This is a genomic window from Luteimonas rhizosphaericola (assembly GCF_029888045.1).
In the GTDB taxonomy this organism is placed as follows: domain Bacteria; phylum Pseudomonadota; class Gammaproteobacteria; order Xanthomonadales; family Xanthomonadaceae; genus Luteimonas; species Luteimonas rhizosphaericola.
In genome coordinates this window covers 91649-117629 of the sequence record NZ_JARXRN010000025.1, presented here as the reverse complement: position 1 = coordinate 117629, position 25981 = coordinate 91649, and the positions used below count along the sequence as shown (strand labels likewise).

The window sequence follows — 25981 nt, the reverse complement described above, 5'->3', positions numbered from 1 at the left end:
TATCCGGGCTACGCGACTGGTGCTGGCGGGCTGAGCCGGCTCCAGCCCACCGGCGCCGCGACGCGACGCGCCGTAGCCCGGGTAAGGCAACGCCGCACCCGGGGCGGTGGCCGGGCGGCCCATCACCCGACCCTGACGCGTCCCGACAGCGGAGACGACGCGGGGTCTGAGATACGGGGGGTCCCCGGACGCGCCCTGCGGGCTTATCCGGGCTACGCGACTGGTGCTGGCGGCGTGGCTGGCGCGGCCGGGAGCGATGGCGAGCTGAGCCGGCTCCAGCCGACCGGTGCCGCGACGCGCAGTTCCGCCAGCAACGCGTTCGGCGTCGCGCCGGCGATCGTGTTGAACTCGGCGATCAGATGGGCCTGGTCGTAATAGCCCGCGTCGGCGGCGATCGCGGCCCAGCCGGGCGCGTCGCTCGATTGCGCGTCGCGCAACGCACGCGCGAAGCGCTCCAGCCGCGCGACCGCCTTCGGCGACAGGCCGAGCGTGTCGTGGAACTCGCGCCGCAGCTGGCGTTCGCTCACGCCGGCGGCGCGTGCGACCTCGGCCACGCCCGAGACCTGCAAGCGTTCGATCGCGAACGCCAGTCGCGACCCGGTGCCACGCGCGCCATCCGCGGCGCGAGCGCGTTCCAGGATCGCGGCCTGCAGCCGCGCGGCCGCGGTGTGCGCGTCGGGCGCCGTCGCCAGAGCTTCGCGCAGCCGCGCGCCCGCGACCTCGCCCCAGAAATCCCCGACCGCCACGACCTGGCCGACCAGCGACGCGGGCGACGCACCCGACACCGCGCGCTGCATGCCCGGCTGCAGCCGCAGCAGGATCGCGCGATGGCCGCCGGCCACCTGCTTGCGCCGTACCCGCCGCTGCGCGCCCAGCACATGCACGTCGACGCCGCCGGGCACGCCCGGCCCGAAGCGCGCCACCAGCTGCACGCCCGTCGACGGCGTGGCGATGCGCGCCAGCGGCTGCGGGCTCTCGTCCACCAGCAGGCCCGCGACCAGGTGCGCGGCCTCCGCGCGGACCGGCAGGGAGCGGGTGTGGGCGAACGACATGCATGAAGTCTGGTGACGGCAGCGCCCGCATACAAGCGGTGTCCGATTTTTCCAATGCACGCGTTGCGTCGCACGACACCATGCGCGCCATGGACATCCTCATCACCGGCGCAACGGGAAAGGTGGGCAGCCGGCTCGCCATCCGACTCAAAGACCGCGGACACACCGTCCGCGCCCTGGTGCGCGACCCCGCGCGCGCCGACTCTCTCGCCGCGGGCATCGCGCTCGCGCATGGCGACCTGCTGCAACCCGACACCCTCGCCGCCGCCGTGCGCGGCGTCGACGCGGTGGTGCACTGCGCCGCGTTCTTCCGCGGCGCGACGCCCGAGCAGGCGCATGCCGTGAACGATGCCGGCACGCGCCGGCTGGCCGAGGCCGCACGCGCCGCGGGCGTGGCGCGCTTCGTGTTCACCAGCACCGGCCTGTGCTACGGCTCCACCGGCGGCCGGCCCGCGGTGGAGGACGACGCCCCCGCGCCGGTCGACGCCTACCCCCTGAGCAAGCTTGCAGCCGAGCGCATGCTGCTGGCCACCGACGGCCTGGACGTGCGCATCCTGCGCCTGCCCTTCGTCTATGGCGACGGCGACCCGCACATCGCCGAGGTGGTGCCGCTGATGCGCGGCTTCCCGCCCGGCATGCGCATGTCGATCGGCCACCACGCCGACATCGCCCAGGCCGTGGCGCGCGTGCTGGAAGCCCCGTCGCCCGCACATCGCCTGTACAACGTCGCCGACGACGACGCGCCCGACCTGGCCACACTGGTCGCCGCGGTCGGCGCGCCGCCGCCCGACGGCTCGGACGCCGCACGCGCGGCCGCGTTCGAGGTGGTGATGGACACCCGCCGCATCCGCGACGACCTCGGCTTCGCACCGGCGTATCCGCGGCTGGCGGATGCGGTGGCGGCGGTTGCGATGTAAGCCGCCTGCTCCCTCGTTGCCGCTTGCAGCACCCGTAGCCCGGGTAAGGCAAAGCCGCACCCGGGGCCTTGACCGGCGCAGGGCGTCCGATGCGGGCGCGGGCAACGCCTTCCCGGATTCGCCCTGCGGGCTTATCCGGGCTACGCAGGCTGGTGTAGGGTAGGCATCTCATCGGGAGGGACTCTGGATGCGTGCACTAGGGATGGTGGGTCTGCTGGCGTTGGCGGCGTGCGCCGCGGCGGGTGGCGGCCGCGAGGGCGCGGGTACCGCGCACGGAGACGCGGATTCGCGCCAGTCGGCGCCTTCGATGACGCAAGCGCCGACGACATCGGCGCCCCAGGGGACCTTTTCCGGTGCCTGGCAGGCATGCGCAGGCACCTCGTCGCCGGAGGAATGCAGCCGTTATCTGCTGGTGCAGCGGGGCGACCGCATCTGTGGCATCTGGTCCTACGTCGCGTCCGGCCAGGCCTATGAGGGCAGAGTCGTGGCTCGCGCGATGTCCGCGACGCAAGCGCGACGCACGCATGTGTGCGGCCGCCCGGGGTCCGAAACCGATACCGAGTGCGTGGATAGCTGGCAGCGCATCGACAGGCCGCTGTTGCTGTGCGACGGCAAGCTCGGGGATATGGCGCGCGCAGATGGCGAATGCTTCGCCGACTACGAGGCGGCGCCCAGTCTGGAGCGCGAGTGGACCGCGTTGCAGGCGGAGCCGTGGGTGCATGACTGTCTGTCGAACGGTCCGTAAGGGCTGACTCGACGGGAGATAGACCATGACCAACCCGAATCCCCTGACCGAGAACGAGTTGCGCGCCGTCGCCTATTTCGCCGTCGGCGTGACCTCCGAAGGCAGCATTGCAGGTCGCGACGTTGCCTACCGACTGAGCTTCGCGGGAAACGTGGGTCCGGGCGGGCGCATGCATCCGGTGGCCAACAGCGGTTATTCGTTTGGCACCATGCAGGTCGATCTTGGACAGCACCCCGCAGTGGCGCGGGAGCTGCTGGACGGATATCAGGCATGGGCGGCGACGCAGCCGGATCGCGCTGCCCTCGAACTCGGGCAGCACAATTACGACACCGTGCTGGCGTCCCTGCAGCGGACGGGTCGCCAGATGCGGGCTGACCATGCCGTGGACATCGACCGCTCGGGCATCAACCGTTTCCTGGTCTCGGACGCCGGGCGCACGTTCGTGCATGGCATGGACAGTACGCATGTCCGTGGCGTGACTGCGACCGACGGCGTTGCCGGCAACCGCGACACCGCACTGGAACGGCTCCTCCGCACGGACCTGTATCGCAATGCGACCGGTGACGAACAGGCGGAACTGGCAGGCATGTTCATGAAGCTGCAGAACCAGGCGGGTCAGGCTCGCTGGCGAGGCTTGCTGGACGGCGTCGAAGCGGGGACCCTGACATCGTCGGAAGCGGTGAAGACAGCCATTGATGCTCTGCTACCGAACCAGGGGAATGGCCACCCGGACTACCTCCAGAGCGGGGCGGACAATACGCTCCGGGGCATCGGTGTCCTCAACGCGCTACGAGGCTCCGATCCAGCCAACCCGCTGGCGAGGGCATGGGCGAACGTGTCGGCCGACCCCCTCGTCGGGCCGGTCACCGCACGCCAGGCGAGCCCGGCGAACCCGGATCTCGGCTTCGAGTACGACATGGTGCGCTCCCTGTTCCTCACGCCCGAGCCCTCCAGGCGGCTCATCGCTGCGCTCGATCGTGGGGCCACATTGGCGGAAGGCGACCCGCAGCCGCAGGCGAATGGCAGCCGCCAGGCGGGGTTTTACGCGGCAGGGGACGATTTCGTGCACTGGAACCGCAACGGCCAAGGCCAGGCGTTCATCGGCGGGCGGTGGCGCAGGATCGATCCGGACGACCTGACGCGCGTGCGCAATGGCGACGGGACCACCGAGTTGATGATCGACGAGAACGGGCGACAGGCAACGCTGATGCGCGTCGATCCAAGGACGCCAGTGCTGCGGGCCGAGGCAGGTGCATCGCCGCCGGCAATGCCGTTCGGCAACCCGTACCTCAACCGCATGCTCGCGGCCGTTGCCGCAGGGGACGGGGCCGGCGCCAGCGGCATTACGAGGGAGTTCGCCCGGTCCGCCCAGGGCGTCGCATTCCTTCAGCGCGGAGAAGAGTCGTTGATCCAGCAGCCAGCCGGACAGCGGCACATGGATCGGCAGGCAGCTGATCAATGTCATGGCAGCGAGTTCGAACGGGCCTGATTCAAAACCCGGTCACGCCGCCAGTCGCTTGATCCTGCCGGCCAACCCACCCAGCGCGCGACGCGCCTCCTCCAGGTCGTAGTCGGCCTGCAGGCCCAGCCAGAAGCGCTCGCTCGTGCCCAGCGCGGCAGCGAGCCGCACGGCGGTATCGGCAGTGACGCCGCGCTTGCCCAGCACGATCTCGTTGATCCGACGCGGCGGCACGGCCATGGCTCGGGCCAGCGCGTTCTGGCTGATGCCCAGCGGCGCCAGGAATTCCTCCTGCAGCACCTCGCCGGGATGGACATTGGACAGGGCAGCCATGGGCCGACTCCTCTTCGAACTAGTGGTAATCGACGATCTCCACATCGCTGGCGGCTCCGTCGTTCCACCGGAAGCAGATACGCCATTGATCGTTGATCCGGATGCTGTACTGGCCCTTGCGCTCGCCCTTGAGCGCTTCCAGCCGGTTCGCCGGTGGAATGCGCAGGTCGTCCAGTCCCGCGGCGGCATTGAGCATGCGCAGCTTTCGCCGGGCAGTCTGCTGAATGTCCGCAGGCAACCTGCGCGAGCGCTCGCCGCGCCACATCTTCTCCGCTTCCCTGTCGGCGAAACTCCGGATCACGTCGAAACCATAACGTGTTCCGTTATATAACGCAAGACGTCATAGCTGGCGGGAGCCGTCACCCGCCACGTCGCGCTGCACAGGAGCCGCGGCACGAACGGGCTTCCTGAAGCGGCAAGCGCGCCATGGCGTACACGGACAAGCCCCGGAGAGTGGCGGTAGCAATCTCGTCGCTTGGCACGAATCCTGCTGATTTGGAGGGAGTTCGATCAGCCTGCAGGGGACCCATGCGCTCTATCGCGTTACGACTCCCGCTTCTCCTCGCCGCCCTGGCCGGGTCGGGCGCCGCGTGGGCGCACGGCGGCGGGCTGAATGCCGAGGGCTGCCATACCAACCGCAAGACGGGCGAGTACCACTGCCACCGTGCCGCGTCCGCTGGCGCGCCTCGGCGGCCGACCGTCGCACCCGAGAACCTGTCTCCTTCGCGCGCCGCTTCCGCGGGGCGCGCGCCCGCCGACCGCGCGTTCGCCAACTGCGCCGAGGCCAGGGCGGCCGGCGCGGCGCCCGTCCATCGCGGGGAGCCGGGCTACGGACCGCACCTTGATCGCGACGACGATGGGATAGGCTGCGAACCCTATCGCGGACGGTAGCGCCGGATGGCCGACGGGCAAGACGACCTGCACGCACTCGCCTACGCCGCGATGGACCGCGGCGCGCTCCAGGAGGCGTCGCGCCACTTCGACGCGCTGCTGGCGCGCACGCCCGGCCACGGCGCCTACCACTACATGCGCGGACTCGTGCACAAATACCTGCTGGACTGGCCGACGTCCCTGGATCACAACCTGCGCGCGATCGAACTGGCCGACGAGGCCGGGGAAGCAGAACAGTGGAACGCGGCGATCGCCGCCACCGCGCTGGGCGACTGGGCGCGCGTCCGTGCGCTCTGGCAGGCGCGGGGCATCCGCGTGCCCGACGGCCAGGGGCCGATCGTGGACGATTACGGCCTGGCCGTCGTGCGGCTGAATCCCTGGGCCGGCGGCGAAACCGTCTGGGCCCGCCGCATCGATCCGGTGCGCGCCCGCCTGCTCAACGCCCCGCTCCCCGAGAGCGGCCACCGCTTCGGCGACATCGTGCTGCACGACGGCGCGCCGACGGGTTGGCGCTGGAATGGCGAGCGCAAGGTCAGCGTGTTCAACGAACTGCAGCGCCTGGAGCCGTCGCCGTTCGTCACCCACGCCGCGTTCGTGCGCTGCGACCGCAGCGAAGACCTGCAGACATTGCTCGACGCCACCGTTCCGGGCCTCGGCTACGTCGAGGACTGGACGCACAGCATCCAACACTACTGCCTGCGCTGCAGCTACGGCGTGCCGCACCGGCACGATGCCGGCGTGGTGAACGACGACTGGAGCGCCAACCGCGCCCTGGGCATCGCCGCGCAGAGCCGCAGGTCGGTCGAGAAGGTGCTCAAGGACTGGCAGGCAGGCGGCACGGGGCGCGACGTCGAAGGCATCGAAGTCCGTGAGGTCCTCGCTCCCGCGCACGTCGAGGGACACGTCTGGTGGCGGGAGCCGGAGTCGGAAGCGGACGGCGTGAAAGCGGAGCCTTCATAGGGACGACCTCGACGCGGCGGGCAAGCGGACCCGGTCGTGTGCCGCTGCCCGTCTAGCCCGCAACGCGGTCCTTCTGGAACCAGTGATCCGCATAGGGGTTGTCGTTGTAGGGCGCGACCTCGCGGTAGCCGTTGCGCAGGTAGAGGGCGCGGGCTTCGGACAGGCTGCGGTTGGTGTCCAGGCGCAGGGTGCGCAGGCCCATCGCGGCGGCGTGCGCTTCCAGGGTGGCCAGCAGCCGCTGCGCCAGGCCCAGGCCGCGCGCATCGGGCGCGATCCACATGCGCTTGATCTCGCCCTCGCCGGGCGCGGTCACCTTCAGGCCGCCGCAGCCGATGGCGCGGCCGTCCAGGCGCGCGAGCACGAACACGCCGGCGGGCAGCACCAGTTCGCCGGGCTCGGCCGAGACGCTGCGCGCCGGGTCGAACCCATGCGCGAAACGCGCCTGCAGTTCCTGCACGTAGGCGGCGATGCACGCCTGCGCCTCGGGGCTGGCGGGATCCGCCACGTCCAGCGTCACGTCGGATGCGCGCAGCAGCCGCTCGACTTCGGTCATCGCCTTGACCAGCCGCTCGCGCTGCGATTCACCCAGCGGATCGAGCAGCCGGGTGGCCAGCGCGCGCGAGCCGCGGTCGAGCGCGACGAATTCGGTCCGGCCCTTGCGGGTCAGGCGCGCCCGCCGCACCCGGGCGTCGTCCGAGCCGCGCCGCACCTCGACCAGGCCCTGCGCTTCCAGCGCTCGCAGCAGTCGGCTGAGGTAGCCAGAATCCAGCGCCAGGCGTGCCCGCAGGCTGCGCACGTCGGCGCCGTCGGGCCCGATCTCGAACAGCAACCGCGATTCGGCGAGCGATCGCCCGCGCCGCAGGTAGTCGTCGCTCAACGCGCCGATGCGTCGGGTGACTTCCCGGTTGAAGCGGCGGACGCGCTCGATCGTGTCCTCGTCCATTGCCTGACTTTAGTCAGGTAATGTTCCGGGATCAAGCTTCCGTGTGGCGACGTCGGGTTCGCTTGGCGGCTTCGTCGCACACCCGCGCGCCCGAACCGGCCGCTGGCCCAGTGCACCCCATACCAACGCTCAAGCTGCGATCACGAATCTGGATTCAGATACTCACGCAAGACCTCTGGCATGCACTCGGTCAGTCGTAATGGAGGGTCATCGGCCCGGAGGTCCAGATACATGTCGATCGCGACGAGATATGCGTTACGCACAGAGGTCGCATCGACGACTGGAACCGTGCCTGCAAGCCGCTCGGCGGAGGACGCATCCTGTGCCTCGATCCTGCGAACTCCCCGCTGCGGCCGTCCCGACCGTCGATGCAGCATCGGGCCCAACACCTGCTCCCTGAAGAAGCCCAGCATACCCATGGCTTCGAACAGCTCGCCTCTCGCGAGCTTCGCTGCGCCGTAGTGAAGCCAGACCCAGGCCCTCTGCTCGAACCAGTCCGGCGATGCGTTCGGCCATTCGACCGAAGCATCGTCGAGGCACGCCTCGATTTCCCTTGCGTCGCGAGCGAACAATACTGCGGGCCGTTCCACCAGCCGACCCAGATCGGACTGCAGTACGAACTTGAGATCGATGTGTATCAGCGGCGGGCCATGCAGGCAGATCAGCAGCCTGGGCTCGCCGACGTGCTCGCCGGTGAATGCGGCGAGCAGGTTGCCGATGCTCTTCGCGAACGCATGTCGAGAGGCGAGTACCTCCCGGTAGCTCTCGTCTTCCACGACGATGACGAAGTCGAGGTCGGAGTGTTCATCGAATCCGCCATGGACGTACGAACCGCCGGCCAACAGGGCCGTGAGCCGTCGGTCGTTCTCCACGCGATTGCGGACTCGTTCTACGAACTCCAGGTGACAGGACGTGAGCGTGCTGGGCATCATCGGTTCTCCAGGCCAGCGGTCCAGATTACCCAGTGCGAAACGGAGCGCACAAGATCTCCAGCATCTCTGGACGGACGGTCGGCGGCCTCGCAGGCTGAGTCCTTCAATCCGGCGCACAACGTCTGCAGTTCCACGCAGTGGGACGGACCGGGGTCGGGGGAGCCAACCGAAGATCGGGCAGCGGATCGTGACGGAGGCGATCGGGCTACATCCCGCGCGCCCACGCCGGCAGCAGGCCGAAGGCCCCGAGCGCCATCCACACCGCCATGGCGATCATCATCAGTCTCGGTCAGCGACGCGAAGGCGAGCGGCACGTTGCTCGCCCCGCCCACGCAGGCGCACTTCAGTTCGCGGCGGTCGCCATACACCGTCCCGGTGCGCCTGGCGGTGTGCGCCTCTGATATCGACACCCAGAAGAAGAGAGCGCCCTTTTCGGGGCGCTCCATGGGTGCGGTTGTCCGGGACCTTAGGACGCGGTCAGGGTTGCGACGGCTTGCCGTCGCGGGCCTTGTCCTGCTTCCGCGCCGTCCACGCGTCGTACTCGCTGCGGGACATCGCGCCGTCGCCGTCGGCGTCAATATCCGCGAAGTTGTCCTGCAGCTTTGGATGCGCCGCCAGATCGGTTCGCGCCACCTGCCCGTCGCCCCGGGTGTCGAGCTCGGCGTAGCTCGCCTGGACCTTCATCCGGTGCCCGGACCCATCCGTGGCGCCGGTGGCGTCGACCCGGGTCGGCGGCATGGCCGCCTCGTTGGGCGGCGGCTGGGTCACGGGGGTCTGGCTGGTGGGTGGCGTGGTGTCCTGCGCGAGCGCGGTGCCGAACGCCATGGCCGTGGCCAACGCGGTCAGGGCAAGCGTGCCTGTCGTCTTCATGGGTGGTCCTCCCGGGCGGTACAACGAGGGGAAAAGCGGCGTCGGCCAAGCAGCCCGGCGCCGATGCAGCACACCATGGGCGGTCTTTGCCGGGCGTGGTGACGCCACCCGCGCGCCATCACGCCCGCCTTACGAATCACCGCCGCGCGCCTGTGCCGGCAGTTCCGCGGCGAGGGGCGACGCAGCGACGGGAGTGATCGCGTTCCGCAGGCGCGCACGCCGCCTTGTGATCGCCCTCGTCCACCCGCGGACCCGGGCCCGCACACGCGGATGACGCGGGCAGCGCACCTACATCCCGTGCGCCCACGCCGGCAGCAGGCCGAAGGCGCCGAGCGCCATCCACACCGCCATGGCGATCATCATCAGGTTCTCGGTCAGCGAGACGAAGCCGAGCGGCACGTTGCTCGATCCGCCCACGCAGGCGCACTTGAGTTCGCGGCGATCGACATACACCGCCTTGAACACCGACACCGCGCCTACCGTGCCGATGAACAGCGCGACCGGGACCGACAGCCAGGTCAGCACGCCGGCGATCATCAGGATGCCCGCCAGCCCCTCGGCGAAGGGATACACGTAGGAATACGGCACCCAGCGCTTGGCGAGCAGGTCGTAGTTGAGGAACATCGTCGAAAAGGACTCGACGTCCTGCAGCTTGAGCAGCGCCAGCACGGCCATGCTGAAGGCGATGAACCACTCGCCGGCACGGACGGTGAACGGCGTGCCGTAGACCGCGACGCTGGCGGCGAGCGCCATCAGCAGGGTGATGCCGAACAGCGCAGCCACCGGCCGGTAGCTGGTCGCCTTGGGGTCGGCCACGCGCTTGCCGAGGTGGCGCCGCAGCGCGTCGTAGCCGCCGATCCGCTCGCCATCGATGAACACCTGCGGGGTCGTGGCCACGTCGTGCTCGGCCTTGAAGGCATCCGTCTCCGCGCGCGTGGTCAGCCAGCGATCATCGACGGCGAAGTCTTGGCTGCGCAGCAGGTGCCGGGCCTTCAGGCCGTAGGGGCAGACGTGCTGGTCCATCACCATGCGATAGAGGGTGGCGCGCGTGCCGTGCGCGCGGTCTGGCGTGTGCATGATCGCCTCCACGGGAATCCGGTCTCGACTGGCGGCCATGCTAGACGCCGCCCTGCAAGAGCAAGTCAAACCGGTGTGCAGCGCGGTCCCGCGGATGCGCAGGGTGAACGGCGCTTCCATGCGGCATTCGCCGCGCCTCAGTCGCCGAGGTAGAAGTCGATCGGGATCAGCTCGACCGCCCAGCCGCCTTCCTCGCCCAGCGTGGCGGCCGGATGCATGGAGGCGAGGTGCACCGCCTCGTCGTGACTCTCCGCCTCGATGACGAACAGGCCGCCCACCAGTTCCCTGGCCTCGGTGTAGGGGCCGTCGCTGACCTGCACCTTGCCCGCGCGCGGCCGCAGCGTCGTCCACTTGTCCGGCTCGCCGAGCGACGCGGCCACCAGCACCTTGCCCGTGGCGCGCATCTTCTCGTCCAGCGTGGGGCACTGGCTGACCAGGGCGTCGACGGCCTCCGGCGTCATCGCGGCGAATTTTTCGGGGCTGTAGTAGGCGAGGCCCAGGTATTTCATGACGGATTCTCAAGTGTGGTGTTGGCCTGACGACGAAGCGGGTTGGGAAATATCGACACGCCCTTTGAATCTCGCCCTTGGCCCGGGTCGTATCCAGGTGTGCCCCTACGCGTGGTTTCGGACAAGACCATCCTGACGACGGACCAGCGAATCGTCGATTCTGCCCGTGCGTGTGACAAGTCGACGGGCCGCCCCTTCTGCGGTAGCTTGCCTGCCAGTGACCCAGGGATCGGGGGATCCAATGGCCACGCTGATTCCAAGCCGCAGTACCTGCCTGACGCGCATGACGTCGGGGGAGCGCCGGTTCTCGTCGCGGCTGGACGACAAGCTCGATGATGAGTACCTGTGCTGGTACGACGTGCCGGTTGGGCCGCACTACCGGCATCCGGACTTCGTCGTGCTGCATCCCTCCCGGGGCTTCCTGGTCCTCGAGGTCAAGGACTGGAAGCCGGATACGCTTGCCGAGCTGGACCGGGACCGGGCCATCCTCCACACCGACCGCGGCCGCGTGACCCAGGCCAACCCGTTGCGCCAAGCGCGGGACTACGCGATGGAGATCGTGCGCCTGCTGCAGGACGATCCGGCCCTGTGCCACCCACCTGGCGACAAGCGCGCGGGCAAGCTGCTGATGCCCTGGGGCTTCGGCGTGGTGCTGGCCAACATCACCCGCAACCAGTTCGATCAGATGGAGCTGGAGCACTTCCTGCCGGCGGGCAGCGTGATCTGTCGCGACGAGATGACCGAGGGCGTGGACGCGGAAGAGTTCCAGAAGCGGCTCTGGGACATGTTCCTGATGCCCTTTGCGTGCCTGCTCAGCCTGCCGCAGATCGAGCGCGTGCGCTGGCATCTGTTCCCGCAGTTGCGCATCCAGGTGCAAGGCAACCTGTTGCCGGCGCCAGGCCAGCCTGAGGCCGCACCAGTCGAGATCCCGGACATCATCCGGGTGATGGACCTGCAGCAGGAGCTGCTGGCGCGCTCACTGGGCGACGGGCACCGCGTGATCCACGGTGTGGCCGGTTCCGGCAAGACAATGATCCTGGGCTACCGCTGCGTCGAGCTTGCGCGCCGGCAGCACAAGCCGGTGCTGGTGCTCTGTTACAACAAGACCCTGGCCAGTCGCCTCGAGCACCTGATGCAGGGCCACGGCGTGCAGGACCGGGTGGGCGTGCGCAACTTCCACGAGTGGTGCGGCGAACAGCTCAAGACCTATGGGCTGCCCAAGCCCCCCTTCCAGAAAAGCGCCGAGACGTACGCCCAGATGCTGGTGCAGTCGGTCATCGACGGCGTGGACTCCAAGGCCATCCCGCGCGGGCAGTACGGGGCGGTGCTGATCGACGAGGGCCATGACTTCGCACCGGAATGGCTGCGGCTCGTCTCGCAGATGGTGGACCCCGAGACGAACGCGCTGCTGTTGCTCTACGACGATGCGCAGACGCTGTACGGTCGTGGCACCCGGCGGAAGTTCTCCTTTGCCAGCGTCGGCATCCAGGCCCAGGGCCGCACCACGATCCTGCGGCTGAACTACCGCAACACCCTCGAAGTGTTAGCGGTCGCCAAGGCCTTCGCCGAGGAGGTGCTCACAGGACAGGACGCCGATGACGACCACGTGCCGGTCGTTGCGCCCGAGAGCGCCGGCCGTCGCGGCCCGATGCCCGAGCTGTGGCGGGCGCGGAACATCTGGGCCGAAGCCGACATCATCGCCGCCCGCATCCGGGACGCGATCGACAACGGCGCGAATCCCAACGATTTCGCCGTGTTGTGCCATTCGAACCGGCTGGCCGGACTGATGGCCGCACAGCTGCAGAAGCGAGGCTTGCCCGTACTGCTGGCATCGGACGACCAGCGGCGCGCCATGTTCAGCGGCCCGGCTTCGGTCAAGGTGATGACCATGCACTCCAGCAAGGGACTGGAGTTCGACACGGTGTTCATTCCCGGGATCTGCGAGCTGGCGGTCCCCGACGATGATGCGGACCGCAAGCAACAACAGGTGCGCGTGCTTTATGTCGCCATGACCCGCGCGCTTCGGCAGCTTGAGATGTCGCACCATGGAGAGGGCGCGACGGTGGAGCAGATCCGCAGCGTAGTGGAGGGTGTTGCGCGACGGCTGGCGGCTTAGTCGGCTCTAGAAAGTCTCTCACCGCTTTAAGTCAACGTAGCAATGCCTGCCTGTGGCCACGGTGACGTGCCCAGAAATTACACTCTGACCCCAGTTCTTCTATCGAAGCTTGGACCACAGGAGTAGTCGAGTGATGCGAGCTAGTCCGGCGGGGCGCGTGGGAATCTACTTCTCAGACTTCTTCGAGGTAGACAAGGCGACCTTGGAGGCCTACGGCGCGTTCAACGTATCGTTGGTCAACGACCTGCCGCTCTTCATCGATCCATTCCTCCTATTCGACAGCAAGAACGCGATCTACCAAAGCTTGCATGAGCAGATCATTGACTACCTGAAGTTTCTCCGCGACGTATCCGCCACTGGCATGCTCACGCAGGCGCATATCGATCAGTGGTTCCGCTTCGCCGAGGTCAAGCAGAACTGGCTTGGGTTTAGCCGTTCAGGCAACAGTGGCAGCGGCTTGGGGGCTAAGTTCGCGAACACGCTGCATAAGAACCTCCATCACATCTTTCGCGACTTTGGCGCAGAGAAAATCACCAAGAGCAGCCACTTGGAAAAGCTTTGCCTGTTGAGCGAAGGCGTAGGACGGGATCACCTCAGCGATTTTGTCACCAACTTGATCAAGCAGTTCCTGCTGGAATACACACAGACCTTCGCCAAGAACCACCTCCGGCCAGAGTTTGTGAGAACTGTGGGCGTCAATCGCGTAGCCTTTAACCAAGACGCCAAGCGTTGGGTTCCGGGCCGCTACGAGCTGCCCTTTATCAACGGCGACTACGTGATCCTGACGCCGAAGGACATGCTGACCAGAGACGAGGCATGGATCAATCGCGGCGACCTGCTGGATGGCATCGAAGATGTCTACAACTCCATCCCGAATCAGCAGTTGCGGAACCAGATCGACTCCTACTTCATGTCTCGTTTGGCCGAGGGCGCGACCGACCAGGATCGAAAGCGCTTGGCGGCGCAGACCGTGGAGCAATTCCCGGTCCTCCTTGATCACTTCATCCGGGCCAAGGAAGACGCCGCCAGCGAGGCGCACCGGACCAGCAAGAGAAAGGTAGCCGACACTCAGGCACAGTTCGTTGACGAGGTGTCCAGGTTGGTCAGAGAGCACCTGGAAGGTACCGCCTTCTACACCGGCGGAAACTCGTTCACCGAGAGTATGGCGCGGGTCAACTTCTTGAAAAACGTCATCGAGCACAAGGACGGATGGCGGATCTTTTACATCAACGACAGGCCCATTACACAGGAAGCCCATCTCCAACTTCTTTACCGCCTAACTTGGTTCGCTTCCCGGATGGACGTCAACCGTGAGGTCAACAACGGTCGAGGACCGGTGGATTACAAGGTGTCCGAAGGCAGTGCGGACAAAACCCTGGTGGAGTTCAAGCTGGCGCGTAACAGCAAGTTGAGAACCAACTTGCAGAACCAAGTGGAAGTCTACGAAAAGGCCAACGACACGTCGTCGTCCATCACGGTGATCCTCTACTTCACTGACAGTGAATGGACGCGGGTCAAGAAGATCATGCAAGACCTGAAGATCGACAAGGCCAAGAATATCGTCCTGATCGATGGCCGGTCCGACAACAAGCCTTCGGCGTCAACTGTGAAATATCCCTAATCCACGGCTCTGGTGGAATGGATCCACCAGCGGCGGGAGGAGGACGCGGCGCGAGAGACAATCGAGCCGCACTTGGATCCAGCAACGAAAGCCTTGTCGCACCCGTAAGGTGATCAAGATTGGACTAACATGGGCTAGGCCTCGCTCGAGCTTCTTTATGCTTGCAACAGACAACAACGTAGCGTTCTCTCTACAGGCAAGGGCGGTCGAAATTCTTGAGCAAACCCTGAAGGATAGCTATGTCGAAGTAAGGAAAGCTAACGAGATTGAGGCGAATATCGCTTCGGAGGCCGAATCACTCACTGACTTTCTGCATGACAGTGATTCGAGGACTTTTTGCGTCTTGGCTGCATCGTTCCTAGAAGATGTGCTCCGACGTTGCCTAACCAACTATTGGTCGCTGAAGTCAAGCAAGTCCCAGCAAGACTATTTCGGGTCTAATGGGCCGTTATCAACATTTTCACAAAGGATTCTAGTTTGCGTTGGGCTCGGATGGATTACGCACGAACAGGCAATTAACGCCACAAACCTGAGAAAGATTCGAAATGAGTTCGCACACAACCATCTGATTCATAACCTCACGGACCAACGTCTGTCAAAGTTCGTTGACAGCTTGCATCCATACGACAAGATTTGGCTGAAGATTGCAGAGTATGAGACTGCTTACGCTGCCTTGCCCTTAGAGGAAACACTGCGGATGCGCTTTTATTGCAATGCCTTCAATGTATCCGGGGGTGTCCTTGCTAGAGCCAAACTGTTGGGAAGCGGCATACCCGCAAGCTTTCGACCAGGCGGCGGTTTCGACAATCTTACTGAGATAGAGCAGCGCTTTGGTAATTACATGATTCGCTTTTGTTTCAGGACTGCCGGTGTTCCCTTCCGCGACTGATTCGCTCTGAGTCCATAGGTTCCTTTCAGTCCGTTTTGGGTCGAGAGCCGCCCTTCGCTTCCTGCAGATCAATTCAATCCCCCTCCCCAGGTGCTCACCAGGAAAGACACGCCGTCACCCGCGCCTCGTCCACCTGCAGCGAGAACTCCCACCCGTTGCGCTCGCACAGCCGCTGCACGATGCCGAGGCCCAGGCCGTAGCCGTTGGACGCCGGGGCACCGTCCGGGGTGGGCCCGCCGGCGTCGTCGCCGCTGCGCCGGTTGGTGACCAGCAGGTCGCGTTCGCGGATGCGCACGGTGATCGGCCCCTGGCCGGCGGGCGTGTGCTCGAACGCGTTGCGCACCAGGTTGGTGACCGCGATCAGGAACGCCTGCGGGTGCCCCTGGACGACGGGCGTGGCGTGGCTTTCGACATGGACGTCGACGTCGACGCCCTTGCCACCCAGCAGGTAGCGCTGCTGCTCGATCGCCCGGTCCACCAGCGGCGCCACCCCGAAGCGCTCGCCGTACTGGCCGTCGTCGGCTTCGCGGGCGATGCACAGGAACATCTCGATCGTGGACTTCATCTCGGCCGTGGCGCGGCGGATGCGGTCCAGCGCCTTGACGTCCTCGGCCGACAGCTCGCCCTGCTCCAGCAGTTCGATCGCGCCGGTGATCACGGTGATCGGCGTGCGCAGCTCGTGGCTGGCGGAGCCGGTGAAGTCGCGCTCGCGCACCACGAAGGCGCTGATGCGCTCGAGCGTCTTCTCGATGGTGCCGGCGAGCAGGCCCACCTCGTCGCGTCCGAAGCGGCCGGACTCGATGAGCTTGTGGTCCCCGGCCGACAGGTGTTCCAGGTCGATGCCCGCGACCACGTCGGCCAGCTGCCTGACCGGCGCGATCGCCCGGCGCATCACCAGCACCCCGAGCCCGAAGCCCAGCGCGCCGAGCACGCCCACCACGCCGGTGATGACGAGCAGCCACCACCAGTCCTCGGACGAGGCGGCCTCGATCCCGGCGACATCGAACACCACGAAGGCGCGCCCCTGCGGGTTGTCGGCCGGGACCACCGCCACGTGCAATTCCTCGGACACGAACTCGTACGTGCCTTCGTCCGGCCCGTGCGCCGCCCAGTCCCGCAGCGGTTCGGGCAGGCTCGCGGCGTCCTCGTAGCCGCGCAGGCTCAGCGACAGGTCGGGATAGCGCTCGGCGGCGTGCCGGAGCTGGTTGGCCAGCACCCGGTCTTCGCTGAAGCGGATGGCGCCGTAGAACGCGAACCCCCAGGCCACGCTGAGCCCGACCACGCACAGCGCGAACGCGACCTCGACACGCTTGCGCAGGCTGTGCCGCGACACTACCGGGCATCCTCCGCGATCCGGTAGCCGATGCGATGGATGGTGTGGATCAGCGGCCGGTCGAACGGCCGGTCGACGGCCTGGCGCAGCTTGTACATGTGCGAGCGCAGCGCATCGCCATCGGGCCGCTCGTCGGCCCACAGCAGGGTTTCCAGTTCGTCGCGATCCACCACCGATGGGGACTGTTCCATCAGCCGCCGCAGCAGCTTGATGCCGGCGGGGTTGAGTTCGACCCGGCGCCCCGCCCGGTGCACCTGCAGCGTGGACTGGTTCAAGGTCAGGTCGGCCACGGTCAGCAGCTTGTCGGTGTTGCGGTGGCTGCGCTTGTACAGGGCGCGGATGCGCGCATGCAGTTCCTGCAGCGCGAACGGCTTGACCAGGTAGTCGTCGGCGCCGGCGTCGAAGCCCTTGAGCCGGTCGTCGAGCGTGTCGCGCGCGGTCAGCATCAGCACCGGCGTCTCGATCCCGGCCTCGGCCCGCAGCCGGTGGCAGAAGGTCAGGCCGTCCATCCGCGGGATCATCAGGTCCAGCACGATGACGTCGAACGGATGGGTCAGCGCCAGGTTCATGGCGGTGACGCCGTCGTGCGCGAAATCGAGCACGTAGCCGAGCTTTTCGAGGTACGTGGCGATGTTCCCGCAGATGTCGCGGTTGTCCTCGACGATCAGCGCCCTGATGGGCGTCGCATCAGGAACGCGTGCCATCCGCCGCCTCCCGTCTACCAGGCGTAGTCTAGCCGAAGTCCGATCAGCGGCTCGGCCTCGCTGTCGTCGGCCACGTTGACGCCGCGGCGATAGTCGAACTCGGTGTCGTCGGTGGACGAGGCCGAGGTAAGGTTGATCACATCGAGGAAGGCGGTGACGTCGATCGGGCCGAAGGCGCGCCGGTAGTCGACGCGGGCGTTGAGCACGCCGTAGCCGTCCTTGCGGCCGACGCCGCGTTCCACCGTCTCGCGCGAGTAGCGCAGGGGCTGCCCCGGACCGAGCACGTCGGCGTGGATGAGGTAGGCGTCCTCCGGCCGGCCGGACAGGTACTTGTAGCGCGCGGCCACCTTCCAGCGGTCGGTGATTTCCCAGGTTACGCCGAGGGTGGCCACGTGCTCGCGGCTGAACTCGTCGGCCACGGCGCCGCGGCCGTCCTTGCGGTCGATCTCGGCATCGTTCCAGGAGTAGGTCGCGCTGGCGTACAGGCCTTCGCGGAGCGTGCCCTTGAGCACGACGTCGACACCCTTGGACGTGCCGTCGCCGATGTTGGCGAAGGTGCCGCTGGCGCGGTCCTGGTCGACCACCAGGTTGTCGAGGTCCTGGTGGTAGGCCTCGGTGAGCACCGACCAGCGGGTGTTGAAGAAGACCTCGAAGCCGACGCTGGCGTGCCTGACCTCCTCGTTCTCCAGCGTGTTCGCCGCGTTGGCGGCGAGGTCGAGGTAGCGCGGCGACTGGTGGAACAGGCCGGCGGTCGCGAAGTACCGCGCGCTCGCGCCCGGCTGCCAGTTCACCCGCAGCCTGGGCGAGACCAGGGTTTCGTCCGTCAGGCCGTCGCGCTCCACGCGCAGGCCGGTGCGCAGGTCCCAGGCGTCGCGCTTGAAGGCCTGGTCCACGTACGCCGCGTAGTTCGTGGCGGTCCGGTCCAGGGTGGAGTCGATGGCCTCCGGCGTGAGCACGATGTAGCGCTGCGCGGGGTCCGGCCTGAAGTCGTCGCTGTCGTAGACGTAGCGGATCCAGTCGCCGTCGAGCACCGTGCGGTAGTCCAGCTCGATTCGGGTGGCATGGACGCCCGCGCTGAACGTGCCCCAGCGGTTCACCGTGCCGAAGTCGCTGCGCCAGCCGAGCTCGGTCTCGTCCTCGGTCACGGTGATGATGTCTTCGCGCACCGGGAAGTCGGAGGCGGGCGAGCCGGGCGGCGCGAGGTCGGGAAACGCCTCGCCCTCCGAGCTGACCTTGTGGCTGGCGCGGCGGTAGACCTTGTTGGTCCAGGTGGCGTTCTCGCCGATCAGCGAGCGCAGGGTGAGGCCGTACAGGTCGCTGTCCTGGCGGAAGTCGAGCAGCGCCGCATCCTCGAAGTTGGGCGACTCGAACACGTGCGTCACGTCGCGCGTGTAGGTCTCGTTGGTGTCGATCAGCAGCACTTCGAGGGTGTTGGACGGGCTGATCGGCACGACCGACTTGACGATGATGTCGCGCAGCACGGGGTCGCCGATGTCCAGTTCCTCGATCGTCTCGAACAGGGACCCGAAATCCAGCCGGCGCGCGGACACCAGCAGGGTGGCGTCCTTGGTGATGCCGGCGGGGCCGTCGTAGCCGACTTCGAAGCCGGCCAGGTCGTAGCGCAGGCTGGCCGACGGGCTCGGGTTGCCGCCGGCCACCTCGAGCTTGAGCAGCGAGGCAGCGCGCCCGCCGTAGGCCGGGCCCCAGCCGCCCGGCGAGAACTCGGCGCCGCTGATGACGTCCGGCGCGAAGATCGAGAAGCGGCCGCCGCCGCCGACGTCCTCGTCTTCGCCCAGGGTGGCGTCGAAGTGCACCGCCTTGTCGAAGGGGAACTCGTCGACGAAGACCAGGTTGTCGCGCGGGCCGCGGCCGCGCACGCTGAAGCTCGCGAATTCGCTCGCCGAGGCCAGCCCCGGCAGTCCGTCGAGCGACAGCAGGGGATCGGCGCCGCCGCCGACGGCGTCGCGCAATGCGTCCCGGTCGAGGTAGGTGCTGGACGGCGATGACAGTGCATCGAGCGGCCGGGCCTGGACCACCACCTCGTCCAGCAGCGGGACGCCGAGTTCGAACTCGACCTGCGAGTTCTTGCGCGTGATGACGCGGACGCTCGGTTCGTAGATCGGCGCGAAGCCGGGCTTGGCGATATTGACCGCGTACAGGCCCGGATCGAGCCGGTCGACCACGAGGCGGCCCTGCGCGTCGGTTTCCAGGGAGCGTGCGGTGTCGGTATCGCGTTCGGTGAGCGTGACCGTCGCATTGGCCACCGGCCGGTCGGTCGTCTGGTCGGTGACGACGATGGTCAGCGCACCGGGCGCCTCCTGCGCGTGCGCGAACAGTGGAACGCCGATCAACTGCGCCGAAAGTGCCAGCGACAACGCCCGTCTCGCATGCCTGCCCATATCGCCCCGCCTCCAGGATTGACCGTGTCACGTCGTGACGCGGTGCGAGGGTATGGGCGCAAATGTCGCCAAAAGGTCGCCAGCGCGGCAGCGCGTGCCGGTGCCGGTGCCTGCATGTGGAGTGGTTGCTCCGGGCCGCGCGCGCGACAGCTATCCGCCGAGGCGATGTCCCAGGCCCGACCATCGTCGGGTCTGTCGGGCGAGCGCCTGCGCGAGGACGTCGGCGCTCCCGGCCAGGTGCAGGACGCTGCGCGCGCGGGTCATGCCGGTGTAGACCAGCTCGCGCGACAGCACGCGGTTGTCGCGCGCCGGCAGCACCAGCCAGAGGGCGTCGAACTCGCTGCCCTGGGCCTTGTGCACGGTCATGGCGAAGGCGCTGTCGTGCGCGGGCAGCGCGGCGGGATGGAAGGGGCGCGGGTGCTGCGGGTCGTCGCCGGGGAACCAGGCCATGAGAGTGCCGCCGTCGTCGTCGAGGCAGATGCCGATGTCGCCGTTGAACAGGCGGTGGCGGTAGCTGTTCTCCGTGATGAGCAGCAGGCGACCGTGGAAATGGCGGCCGGCGGTGGACGCGGGGCCGGCGCCGCGACGGGTGCCGGCCAGCAGGTCCTCGATGCGGGCGTTGAGGGTGCGGGCGCCCTGCGGGCCTTCGCGCACGGCGGTAAGGACGCGCAGGCGCGCGGCGCGGGCGAGGGCGTCGGCGGGGTCGCGGGTGTCGGCGAGTGCGGTCCAGTGTTCGAGCAGGTGGTCGCGGTGGGATTGCAGAGGATCGATGTCGTCTTCGTGGAAGTGCACGCCGGAGAGCTGGCCGCTGCGGAGCAGGGACAGGGCGTTGGCGCTGTCGCCTTCGCGTACGGCGCTGGCGAGGGGCGCGAGATCGAGCGTGGCGCTCTGGCGGTAGTTGCGGGTGAGGTGGATGTGGTGGGCGGGGAAGGCGGGGGTGGCTGATGGGAGAGCGCCCTCACCCGCGCCTTCGGCGCGACCTCTCCCGCTTGCGGGAGAGGTGACAGCGGGAGAGGTGACAGCGGGAGTGGTGACAGCGGGAGTGGTGACAGCGGGAGAGGTGACAGCGGGAGTGGTGACAGCGGGAGTGGTGGGAGAGGTGGCAGCCACGGCGGTGGGAGATGTGGCGACGCGGTCGGCGGCGGCGAGGATGCCGGCGAGCACGTCGCCGGCTTCCACCGAGGGCAGCTGGTCGGGGTCGCCGAGCAGGACCAGGCGCGCGCCTTCGGGCACGGCTTCGACCAGCTTGGCCATCAGCGGCAGGTCGATCATCGAGGCTTCGTCCACCACCACCACGTCGAACGGCAGCGGGTTGTCGGCGTGGTGGCGGAAGGCGGGCGAGTCGGGAATGGTGCCGAGCAGGCGGTGCAGGGTGGTGCCGGTGGTGGGCAGGCGGGCGGCGAGCGCGGGGTCGACGCCGCGCGCGGGCAGGGCCTGGAGGGCGTTGCGCACGCTTTCGGCCATGCGCTCGGCGGCGCGGCCGGTGGGCGCGGCCAGGGCGATGCGCGGCGGCGGCGTGCCGGCGGCGTCGGCCTGGGCGACGAGCGCCAGCAGCAGGCGGGTGATGGTGGTGGTCTTGCCGGTGCCGGGGCCGCCGGTGACGAGCAGGAGGGGGTGTCGTTGCGCGGCGGCGATGGCCTGGGACTGGAGGTCTTCGGTGGGGTGCACAGCGCTGCTGCCATCTGCCCGTCGAGCATCTTCCCCTGTGAACAGCGGAAGAGAAGGCGCCGGGGCATGGGCCTCCGTGCGGCCTGGACGGGATGGCGCGGGCGAAGCGATCGCGGCGCTGCCGATGCGGTGTAGGCCGGCGGCGAGGCGGCGTTCGTATTCGCGGTAGCGGCGCAGGTAGACGAGGCCGTGCTCGTAGACGAGCGGGGCGTCGGGGGCGGATTCGGCGTCGCCGGTGTCCGGGAGCGCGACCCAACGGGAATGCCGCAGGGCTTCGCGCCAGGCATCGGGAGCGGGCCAGTCGATGTCCGTGTCGACGAGGCGCCGGGGATCGGCGGGGTTGAAGCCGGCATGGCCGGAGGCGACGGCGAGCGAGGCGAGCGCGGCGGCGGCGAGGACGGTGTCGGGCGTGTCCGGATCGAGCCGGCGCAGGCTCTGGGCGAGGGCGTGGTCGAGGGTGCGCAGGGCACCGGCCCTGGCGAGTTGCTGCAGGAGGCTGGTGGGGCGCGATGTTTCGGACGGTTGCGCTTCGGGTTGGTCGCTACGTTCGCGCGGGTCGTTCGGGGCGCGCGCGGCGGAAGCGGCCGTCGGGTCGACGGGCTGGCCTTCGGGAAAGAGCGGGAGCGTGGTGGTCATGTCGGCGACCTTTGCCGGTGCGGCGCCGCCGGACCCTCACCCCTGCCCCGCTCCCAATGGGAGAGGGGTTCTGCTGTTGCACCGCCGGGCTGGGGCGCTTGGCCGGCGAACAGGGCGTCGAGCGCGTTCACCAGCTCGGGTGCGAAGCGCCAGGCGTGGACGCCCTGCCCGTCGCCGCGCGCGGCGTCGACGCCGCGGCAGAACACGTAGCGCGCGCCGCCGAAATCGCGGGCGTAGTCGTAGGCGTCGCCGAGGCGGAAGCGCAGCCAGCGGTGCAGGGCCAGGGTGTAGAGCAGCGCCTGCAGGTCGTATTCGCTGTGGGCCATGGCCTCGGCCAGGTGCGCGGGGCCGTAGCCGGGCAGGCGGTTGGACTTGTAGTCGAGCACGTACCAGCGGCCATCCACCACGTAGGTGAGGTCGATCAGGCCGGTCATCAGGCCTTCCAGGCGGCGGCGCATGCCGAAGCCCTGGCGCGCGGCGAGCAGGCCGTGGCGGTGCAGCAGCGCGAGCAACGCGTCGATGCGCGTGGGCGCGAGCGCGAACTGGAACTCGATCTCGGCACGGCGCTGGTGCGCGGGCACGTCGGCCAGGCGCACGCCCTCGGGCAGGCGCACGGTGAGGGTGTGGCCGATGAGCGGCGTGAGCATGGCGATGCCGTCGTCGATGTCCTCGCGCGCATAGCCGCCGGCGCGCAGGCGTTCGGCGATCAGCGCGGCGTCCTCGTCGCCGGGCGCCGGCGCGCCGGGCGTCCACGGGGCCCAGCGCGCGAAGTCGGTGCGTTCCAGCACGTCGTGCAGCACCACGCCGAAGCGGGTGCCGGCGAAGCGGGGGTCGAAGGCGGCGGCTGCGTGCGCCGGATCCGGGATGTCGCGTGGGCCGGCGCCACCGGCTGCATCCAGGTCGACGCCGCTGCCCTCGCCCGCTCCGGGGCCCGGCGCGGAATCCAGGGCGACGCCGGTGGCCGGATCGACTTCGACGCCGGCGCGCCCGACCACCTCCACGGACGCAGGCAGCGCCACGTCCATGCCGATCCCGGTGTCGCCCGCGGGCTCGTCGCGCCCGCCCTCCGTCGGCTGCGTGGCGCTGGCCGCGGTGTCCTCCTGCCCGTCCGCGCTGGCGAGCTGGGTGAAGCTGTAGACCCACCAGTCGCTGGCCAGCGCGCGCTGCGCGGTGCGCGCGGGCGGCACGGCGTCGGTACTGGCCGGCGGCAGCCATGGCAGCTGCTCCGGCGGCGTGCTGTCGTCGATGGCGACGGCATCGCCCAGCGTGGCCCGCAGCGCATCCGGGGTCGAGACCATGTGCTGCAGCGGCGAGCGGTCGAAGTTGCAGAACAGTCCCGTGGCGAGCCACAGCGCGTGGCGCGCGCGGGTGAGGCCGACGTAGAGCAGGCGCGCGTCCTCGGCGCGCTGGGCGAGCGTCCACGCGTCCTTCGCCGCCTCCCAGCCGGAGGCGGACGGCAGCAGTTTCCAGTGCAGCACGCGGTGGCCGTCGGCATTGACCACGGCGCGCTGGCCGGGGTTGCGCGCATGCGGGCCGATGGCGGCGAAGGGCAGGAACACCAGCGGGTATTCCAGGCCCTTGCTCTTGTGCAGGGTCACCACCTGCACGCGGCGGGCATCGGACTCCAGCCGCAGCAGCTGGCTCTCGTCGTTGGCGTTGGCATCGGCGATGGCGTTGGCCAGCCAGTCGACCAGGCCGTGCAGGCCCAGCGCGCGCGCCTGCGCGTCCTGCAGCAGTTCCGCGAGCTGCAGGTAGTTGGTGAGGCGGCGCTCGCCGTCGAGCAGGCCGAGCAGGCGGCCGGCATGCTGCGCGCACAGCGCGGCGACCAGCGCCAGCGGGCCGCCGCGCTGCAGGCGCTCGCGCCAGGCCAGCGCCTCTAGCTGCCAGTGGCGCAGCGCGTCGCCGTCGTCGTCGAGCGCGGCGATGGCGCTGGCGTCCAGGCCCACCAGCACGGTGGACAGCGCCATGCGCAGGCGGCCGTCGTCGGCGCCGTGCAGCAGGGCGAGCAGCAGGGCGTGCAGGTCGCGCGCCTCGGGCGTGGCGAACAGGCTCTGCCGGCCGGCGGCGACGGCGGGAATGCCGGCCATCGCCAGCGCGTGGCGGATGCGCGTGGCCTCGGCATGCGAACGCACCAGCACGGCGATGTCGCCGGCCTGCACCGGGCGGCCCTCGATGGTCGCGTGGCCGTCGCGCGCGTCGCCCAGCACGCGGTGGATGGCGGCGACGCAGGCGCGGGTGGCGAGTTCGCGCGAGCGGTTGGCCTTCCAGGGTTTCAGCTTGCCCTTGCTGTCGACCTCGTCCGGCAGCGGCGCGCGCCACAGGGTGAGCGCGGGCGCTGGCGCGCCGTCGCGGAGGAAGTCGTCGTCGCGGCGCGCGCCGCCGGGCTGCACGTCGTGGAACTCGATGCGGCTGTCGATGAAGGGCGGCGGCACCTTGTCGTCGGCATCGCTCGCGATCTGCGCCTGCGCGTACAGCGCCGACACCGCGCGCAGCACCGACGGGCGCGAGCGGAAGTTCTGCGACAGCGGCGGCGCCTCTTCCGCGGTGCCGCGCGCGGCCAGGTAGGTCTCGACGTCGCCGCCGCGGAACCCGTAGATCGCCTGCTTGGGATCGCCGATCACGAACAGCGCCGGCGGCTGTCCGTGCAGTGCGGCGCTGGCGGCGCCGAACACGTGGTCGAAGATGCGCCACTGACGCGCGTCGGTGTCCTGGAACTCGTCCACCAGGGCCACGGCGTACTGGGCGCGCAGGCGCTGGACGAGGTCGGCGGCGTGCGGGCCGTCGATGGCGTCGGCGACGCGGTCGATCAGGTCGTCGTAGGTCTGCACGCGCTGCTGGCGCTTGGCGCGGGCGACGCGCTGGCGCGCATCGTCGCGCAGGCGGTGCAGCAGCTCGACCCGGCGCGCGTCCTGCCACTCGGCCATCGCGGCGAGCGCGTCGAGGTAGGCGGGGATGGTGTCGCAGATCGGGGAGTCGGGCGTGCGCCCGGCGCCGGCCTTGCTGGTGCGCAGCTGCAGCGTCTCGCGCGTGAGCTGGGGCAGCTTGGGGTGCTCGAACGGCGTATTGCGTTCCCTGGCGCTGCACCACTGCTGGAGGGCGTCGAACAGTTCGGCGATCCACGCGAGCTTGTAGCTGCCGCCGTGCAGCACCTTGCCTTCGACCGCCGACACCATCGCCGCGCGGAAGTCCTCGCCGTGCGCGCGGAAGGAGTCGGCCAGCGCTTCGCCGCTGGCGTGCAGGCGCGGCGCGGGATCGTCCGGAAGTTCGGCCAGCGCGGGGCGCAGCGCGGGCTCGCGCACCAGCGGCGGCAGGTCGGCCGCCAGCGCCTGCGGGCCCTGCGGCCACAGCGCGAGCAGGTCGTCGGCGTCGTCCGCGTTGCGGCCGTGCGCGCGCCACAGGTCGGCGGCGAGGGTCTGGTACAGCTGCACGTCGCTGGTCAGCAGCTCCGGTGCGTCGAAGGCCTGCCCCGCTTCCAGCGCGTGCTCGCGCAGCACGCGGGCGCAGAAGCCGTGGATGGTGAAGATGGCGGCGAGGTCGATGTCGTTGGCCGCCGCGTGCAGGCGGCGGCGAAGCGCGTCGGCGGTTTCGGTGCCCTGCGCCAGGTGCGCGTCGAGCACGGCGCGGGTGAGCGCGGCCTCGGGCGTGTCGTCGGCGGCGGGCACGGTGCCGACGAGGCCGCAGGCCAGCAGCAGGCGCGCGCGGATGCGGCTGCGCAGCTCCTGCGTGGCGGCCTCGGTGAAGGTGACGGCCAGCACCTGGCCCACGCGCAGGCCGCGCTCGACCACCAGGCGCACGACGAGCGTGGCGAGGGTGTAGGTCTTGCCGGTGCCGGCGGAGGCCTCGATCGCATGCACGCCGTCGAGCGCGAGGGCGAGGTAGGGGTCGCGCAGCGGCGGAGATGTGCCGTCCATGTGGCGGGCGTGTTGC

Annotated in this window: 21 protein-coding genes; 8 read left to right on the top strand and 13 right to left on the bottom strand. The window is 68.9% G+C overall.

The window, feature by feature from the left end:
- Positions 1–212: 212 nt before the first annotated feature.
- On the bottom strand, positions 213–1052 hold the full coding sequence (locus tag QFW80_RS09860; RefSeq protein ID WP_280601674.1) for a helix-turn-helix domain-containing protein: 840 nt from the start codon (positions 1050–1052) through the stop codon (positions 213–215).
- An 89-nt stretch (positions 1053–1141) separates the two neighbouring features.
- Between QFW80_RS09860 and QFW80_RS09855 the strand changes: the two genes are divergently transcribed.
- The 3 genes from QFW80_RS09855 (at position 1142) to QFW80_RS09845 (ending at position 4203) form a co-directional block, all read left to right on the top strand.
- Entirely contained in the window at positions 1142–1969 is an 828-nt protein-coding gene (locus tag QFW80_RS09855; protein WP_280601672.1) for an NAD-dependent epimerase/dehydratase family protein, read from the top strand.
- A gap of 202 nt (positions 1970–2171) precedes the next feature.
- Positions 2172–2714 (top strand): hypothetical protein, encoded by a 543-nt coding sequence (locus QFW80_RS09850; RefSeq protein WP_280601671.1) that lies wholly within the window; start codon positions 2172–2174, stop codon positions 2712–2714.
- Positions 2715–2739: 25 nt separating this feature from the next.
- Positions 2740–4203 carry a hypothetical protein gene (locus tag QFW80_RS09845; protein WP_280601669.1) on the top strand — a complete coding sequence of 488 codons (1464 nt, stop codon included), beginning with the start codon at positions 2740–2742 and terminating at the stop codon, positions 4201–4203.
- Positions 4204–4215: 12 nt separating this feature from the next.
- Here QFW80_RS09845 and QFW80_RS09840 read toward each other — a convergent pair whose 3' ends face one another.
- Both QFW80_RS09840 and QFW80_RS09835 read right to left on the bottom strand, forming a co-directional pair.
- Positions 4216–4506, bottom strand: coding sequence for a HigA family addiction module antitoxin (locus tag QFW80_RS09840; RefSeq protein ID WP_280601668.1), 291 nt, complete (start codon positions 4504–4506; stop codon positions 4216–4218).
- Between the two features lie 19 nt (positions 4507–4525).
- Positions 4526–4807, bottom strand: a complete 282-nt coding sequence (locus QFW80_RS09835) for a type II toxin-antitoxin system RelE/ParE family toxin (RefSeq protein ID WP_280601666.1) — start codon at positions 4805–4807, stop codon at positions 4526–4528.
- Between the two features lie 125 nt (positions 4808–4932).
- On the opposite strand from QFW80_RS09835, the gene QFW80_RS17555 reads away from it, so the two are divergent.
- Both QFW80_RS17555 and QFW80_RS09830 read left to right on the top strand, forming a co-directional pair.
- Positions 4933–5397 (top strand): excalibur calcium-binding domain-containing protein, encoded by a 465-nt coding sequence (locus QFW80_RS17555; RefSeq protein ID WP_345782081.1) that lies wholly within the window; start codon positions 4933–4935, stop codon positions 5395–5397.
- A 6-nt stretch (positions 5398–5403) separates the two neighbouring features.
- Positions 5404–6357, top strand: coding sequence for a hypothetical protein (locus tag QFW80_RS09830; protein ID WP_280601663.1), 954 nt, complete (start codon positions 5404–5406; stop codon positions 6355–6357).
- Between the two features lie 52 nt (positions 6358–6409).
- Here the strand turns inward: QFW80_RS09830 and QFW80_RS09825 are convergent, their stop codons facing one another.
- The 5 genes from QFW80_RS09825 to QFW80_RS09805 all read right to left on the bottom strand — a co-directional run bounded on the left by QFW80_RS09825 (position 6410) and on the right by QFW80_RS09805 (position 10688).
- The gene (locus QFW80_RS09825) at positions 6410–7300 is read right to left on the bottom strand and encodes a bifunctional helix-turn-helix transcriptional regulator/GNAT family N-acetyltransferase (protein ID WP_280601662.1); all 891 of its coding nucleotides are present in this window, start codon (positions 7298–7300) and stop codon (positions 6410–6412) included.
- Between the two features lie 140 nt (positions 7301–7440).
- Positions 7441–8229, bottom strand: coding sequence for a nucleotidyltransferase domain-containing protein (locus tag QFW80_RS09820; protein ID WP_280601661.1), 789 nt, complete (start codon positions 8227–8229; stop codon positions 7441–7443).
- A gap of 480 nt (positions 8230–8709) precedes the next feature.
- Positions 8710–9102, bottom strand: a complete 393-nt coding sequence (locus QFW80_RS09815) for an EF-hand domain-containing protein (protein WP_280601660.1) — start codon at positions 9100–9102, stop codon at positions 8710–8712.
- Between the two features lie 288 nt (positions 9103–9390).
- Entirely contained in the window at positions 9391–10179 is a 789-nt protein-coding gene (locus QFW80_RS09810; protein WP_280601658.1) for a glutaredoxin family protein, read from the bottom strand.
- Between the two features lie 137 nt (positions 10180–10316).
- The gene (locus tag QFW80_RS09805) at positions 10317–10688 is read right to left on the bottom strand and encodes a YciI family protein (RefSeq protein WP_280601657.1); all 372 of its coding nucleotides are present in this window, start codon (positions 10686–10688) and stop codon (positions 10317–10319) included.
- A 241-nt stretch (positions 10689–10929) separates the two neighbouring features.
- On the opposite strand from QFW80_RS09805, the gene QFW80_RS09800 reads away from it, so the two are divergent.
- The 3 genes from QFW80_RS09800 to QFW80_RS09790 all read left to right on the top strand — a co-directional run bounded on the left by QFW80_RS09800 (position 10930) and on the right by QFW80_RS09790 (position 15314).
- On the top strand, positions 10930–12804 hold the full coding sequence (locus QFW80_RS09800; protein ID WP_280601655.1) for a DEAD/DEAH box helicase: 1875 nt from the start codon (positions 10930–10932) through the stop codon (positions 12802–12804).
- Positions 12805–12961: 157 nt separating this feature from the next.
- Positions 12962–14425, top strand: a complete 1464-nt coding sequence (locus QFW80_RS09795; protein ID WP_202845038.1) for a hypothetical protein — start codon at positions 12962–12964, stop codon at positions 14423–14425.
- A gap of 157 nt (positions 14426–14582) precedes the next feature.
- Positions 14583–15314: a hypothetical protein gene (locus tag QFW80_RS09790; protein ID WP_202845037.1), complete on the top strand. Its 732-nt coding sequence runs from the start codon at positions 14583–14585 to the stop codon at positions 15312–15314.
- A gap of 94 nt (positions 15315–15408) precedes the next feature.
- On the opposite strand, the gene QFW80_RS09785 is transcribed toward QFW80_RS09790, so the two are convergent.
- The 5 genes from QFW80_RS09785 to QFW80_RS09765 form a co-directional block, all read right to left on the bottom strand.
- A complete protein-coding gene (locus tag QFW80_RS09785; protein ID WP_280601652.1) occupies positions 15409–16647 on the bottom strand; it encodes a sensor histidine kinase in 1239 nt (412 codons plus the stop codon).
- Positions 16647–17324: a response regulator transcription factor gene (locus tag QFW80_RS09780; protein WP_280602208.1), complete on the bottom strand. Its 678-nt coding sequence runs from the start codon at positions 17322–17324 to the stop codon at positions 16647–16649. The genes QFW80_RS09785 and QFW80_RS09780 overlap by 1 nt, the downstream gene beginning before the upstream one ends.
- 41 nt (positions 17325–17365) lie before the next feature.
- Positions 17366–19726 carry a TonB-dependent receptor gene (locus tag QFW80_RS09775; protein WP_280601651.1) on the bottom strand — a complete coding sequence of 787 codons (2361 nt, stop codon included), beginning with the start codon at positions 19724–19726 and terminating at the stop codon, positions 17366–17368.
- Positions 19727–19900: 174 nt separating this feature from the next.
- A complete protein-coding gene (locus tag QFW80_RS09770) occupies positions 19901–22054 on the bottom strand; it encodes an AAA family ATPase (protein ID WP_280601649.1) in 2154 nt (717 codons plus the stop codon).
- The gene (locus QFW80_RS09765; protein WP_280602207.1) at positions 22051–25965 is read right to left on the bottom strand and encodes a UvrD-helicase domain-containing protein; all 3915 of its coding nucleotides are present in this window, start codon (positions 25963–25965) and stop codon (positions 22051–22053) included. The genes QFW80_RS09770 and QFW80_RS09765 overlap by 4 nt, the downstream gene beginning before the upstream one ends.
- Between the last annotated feature and the right edge of the window lie 16 nt (positions 25966–25981).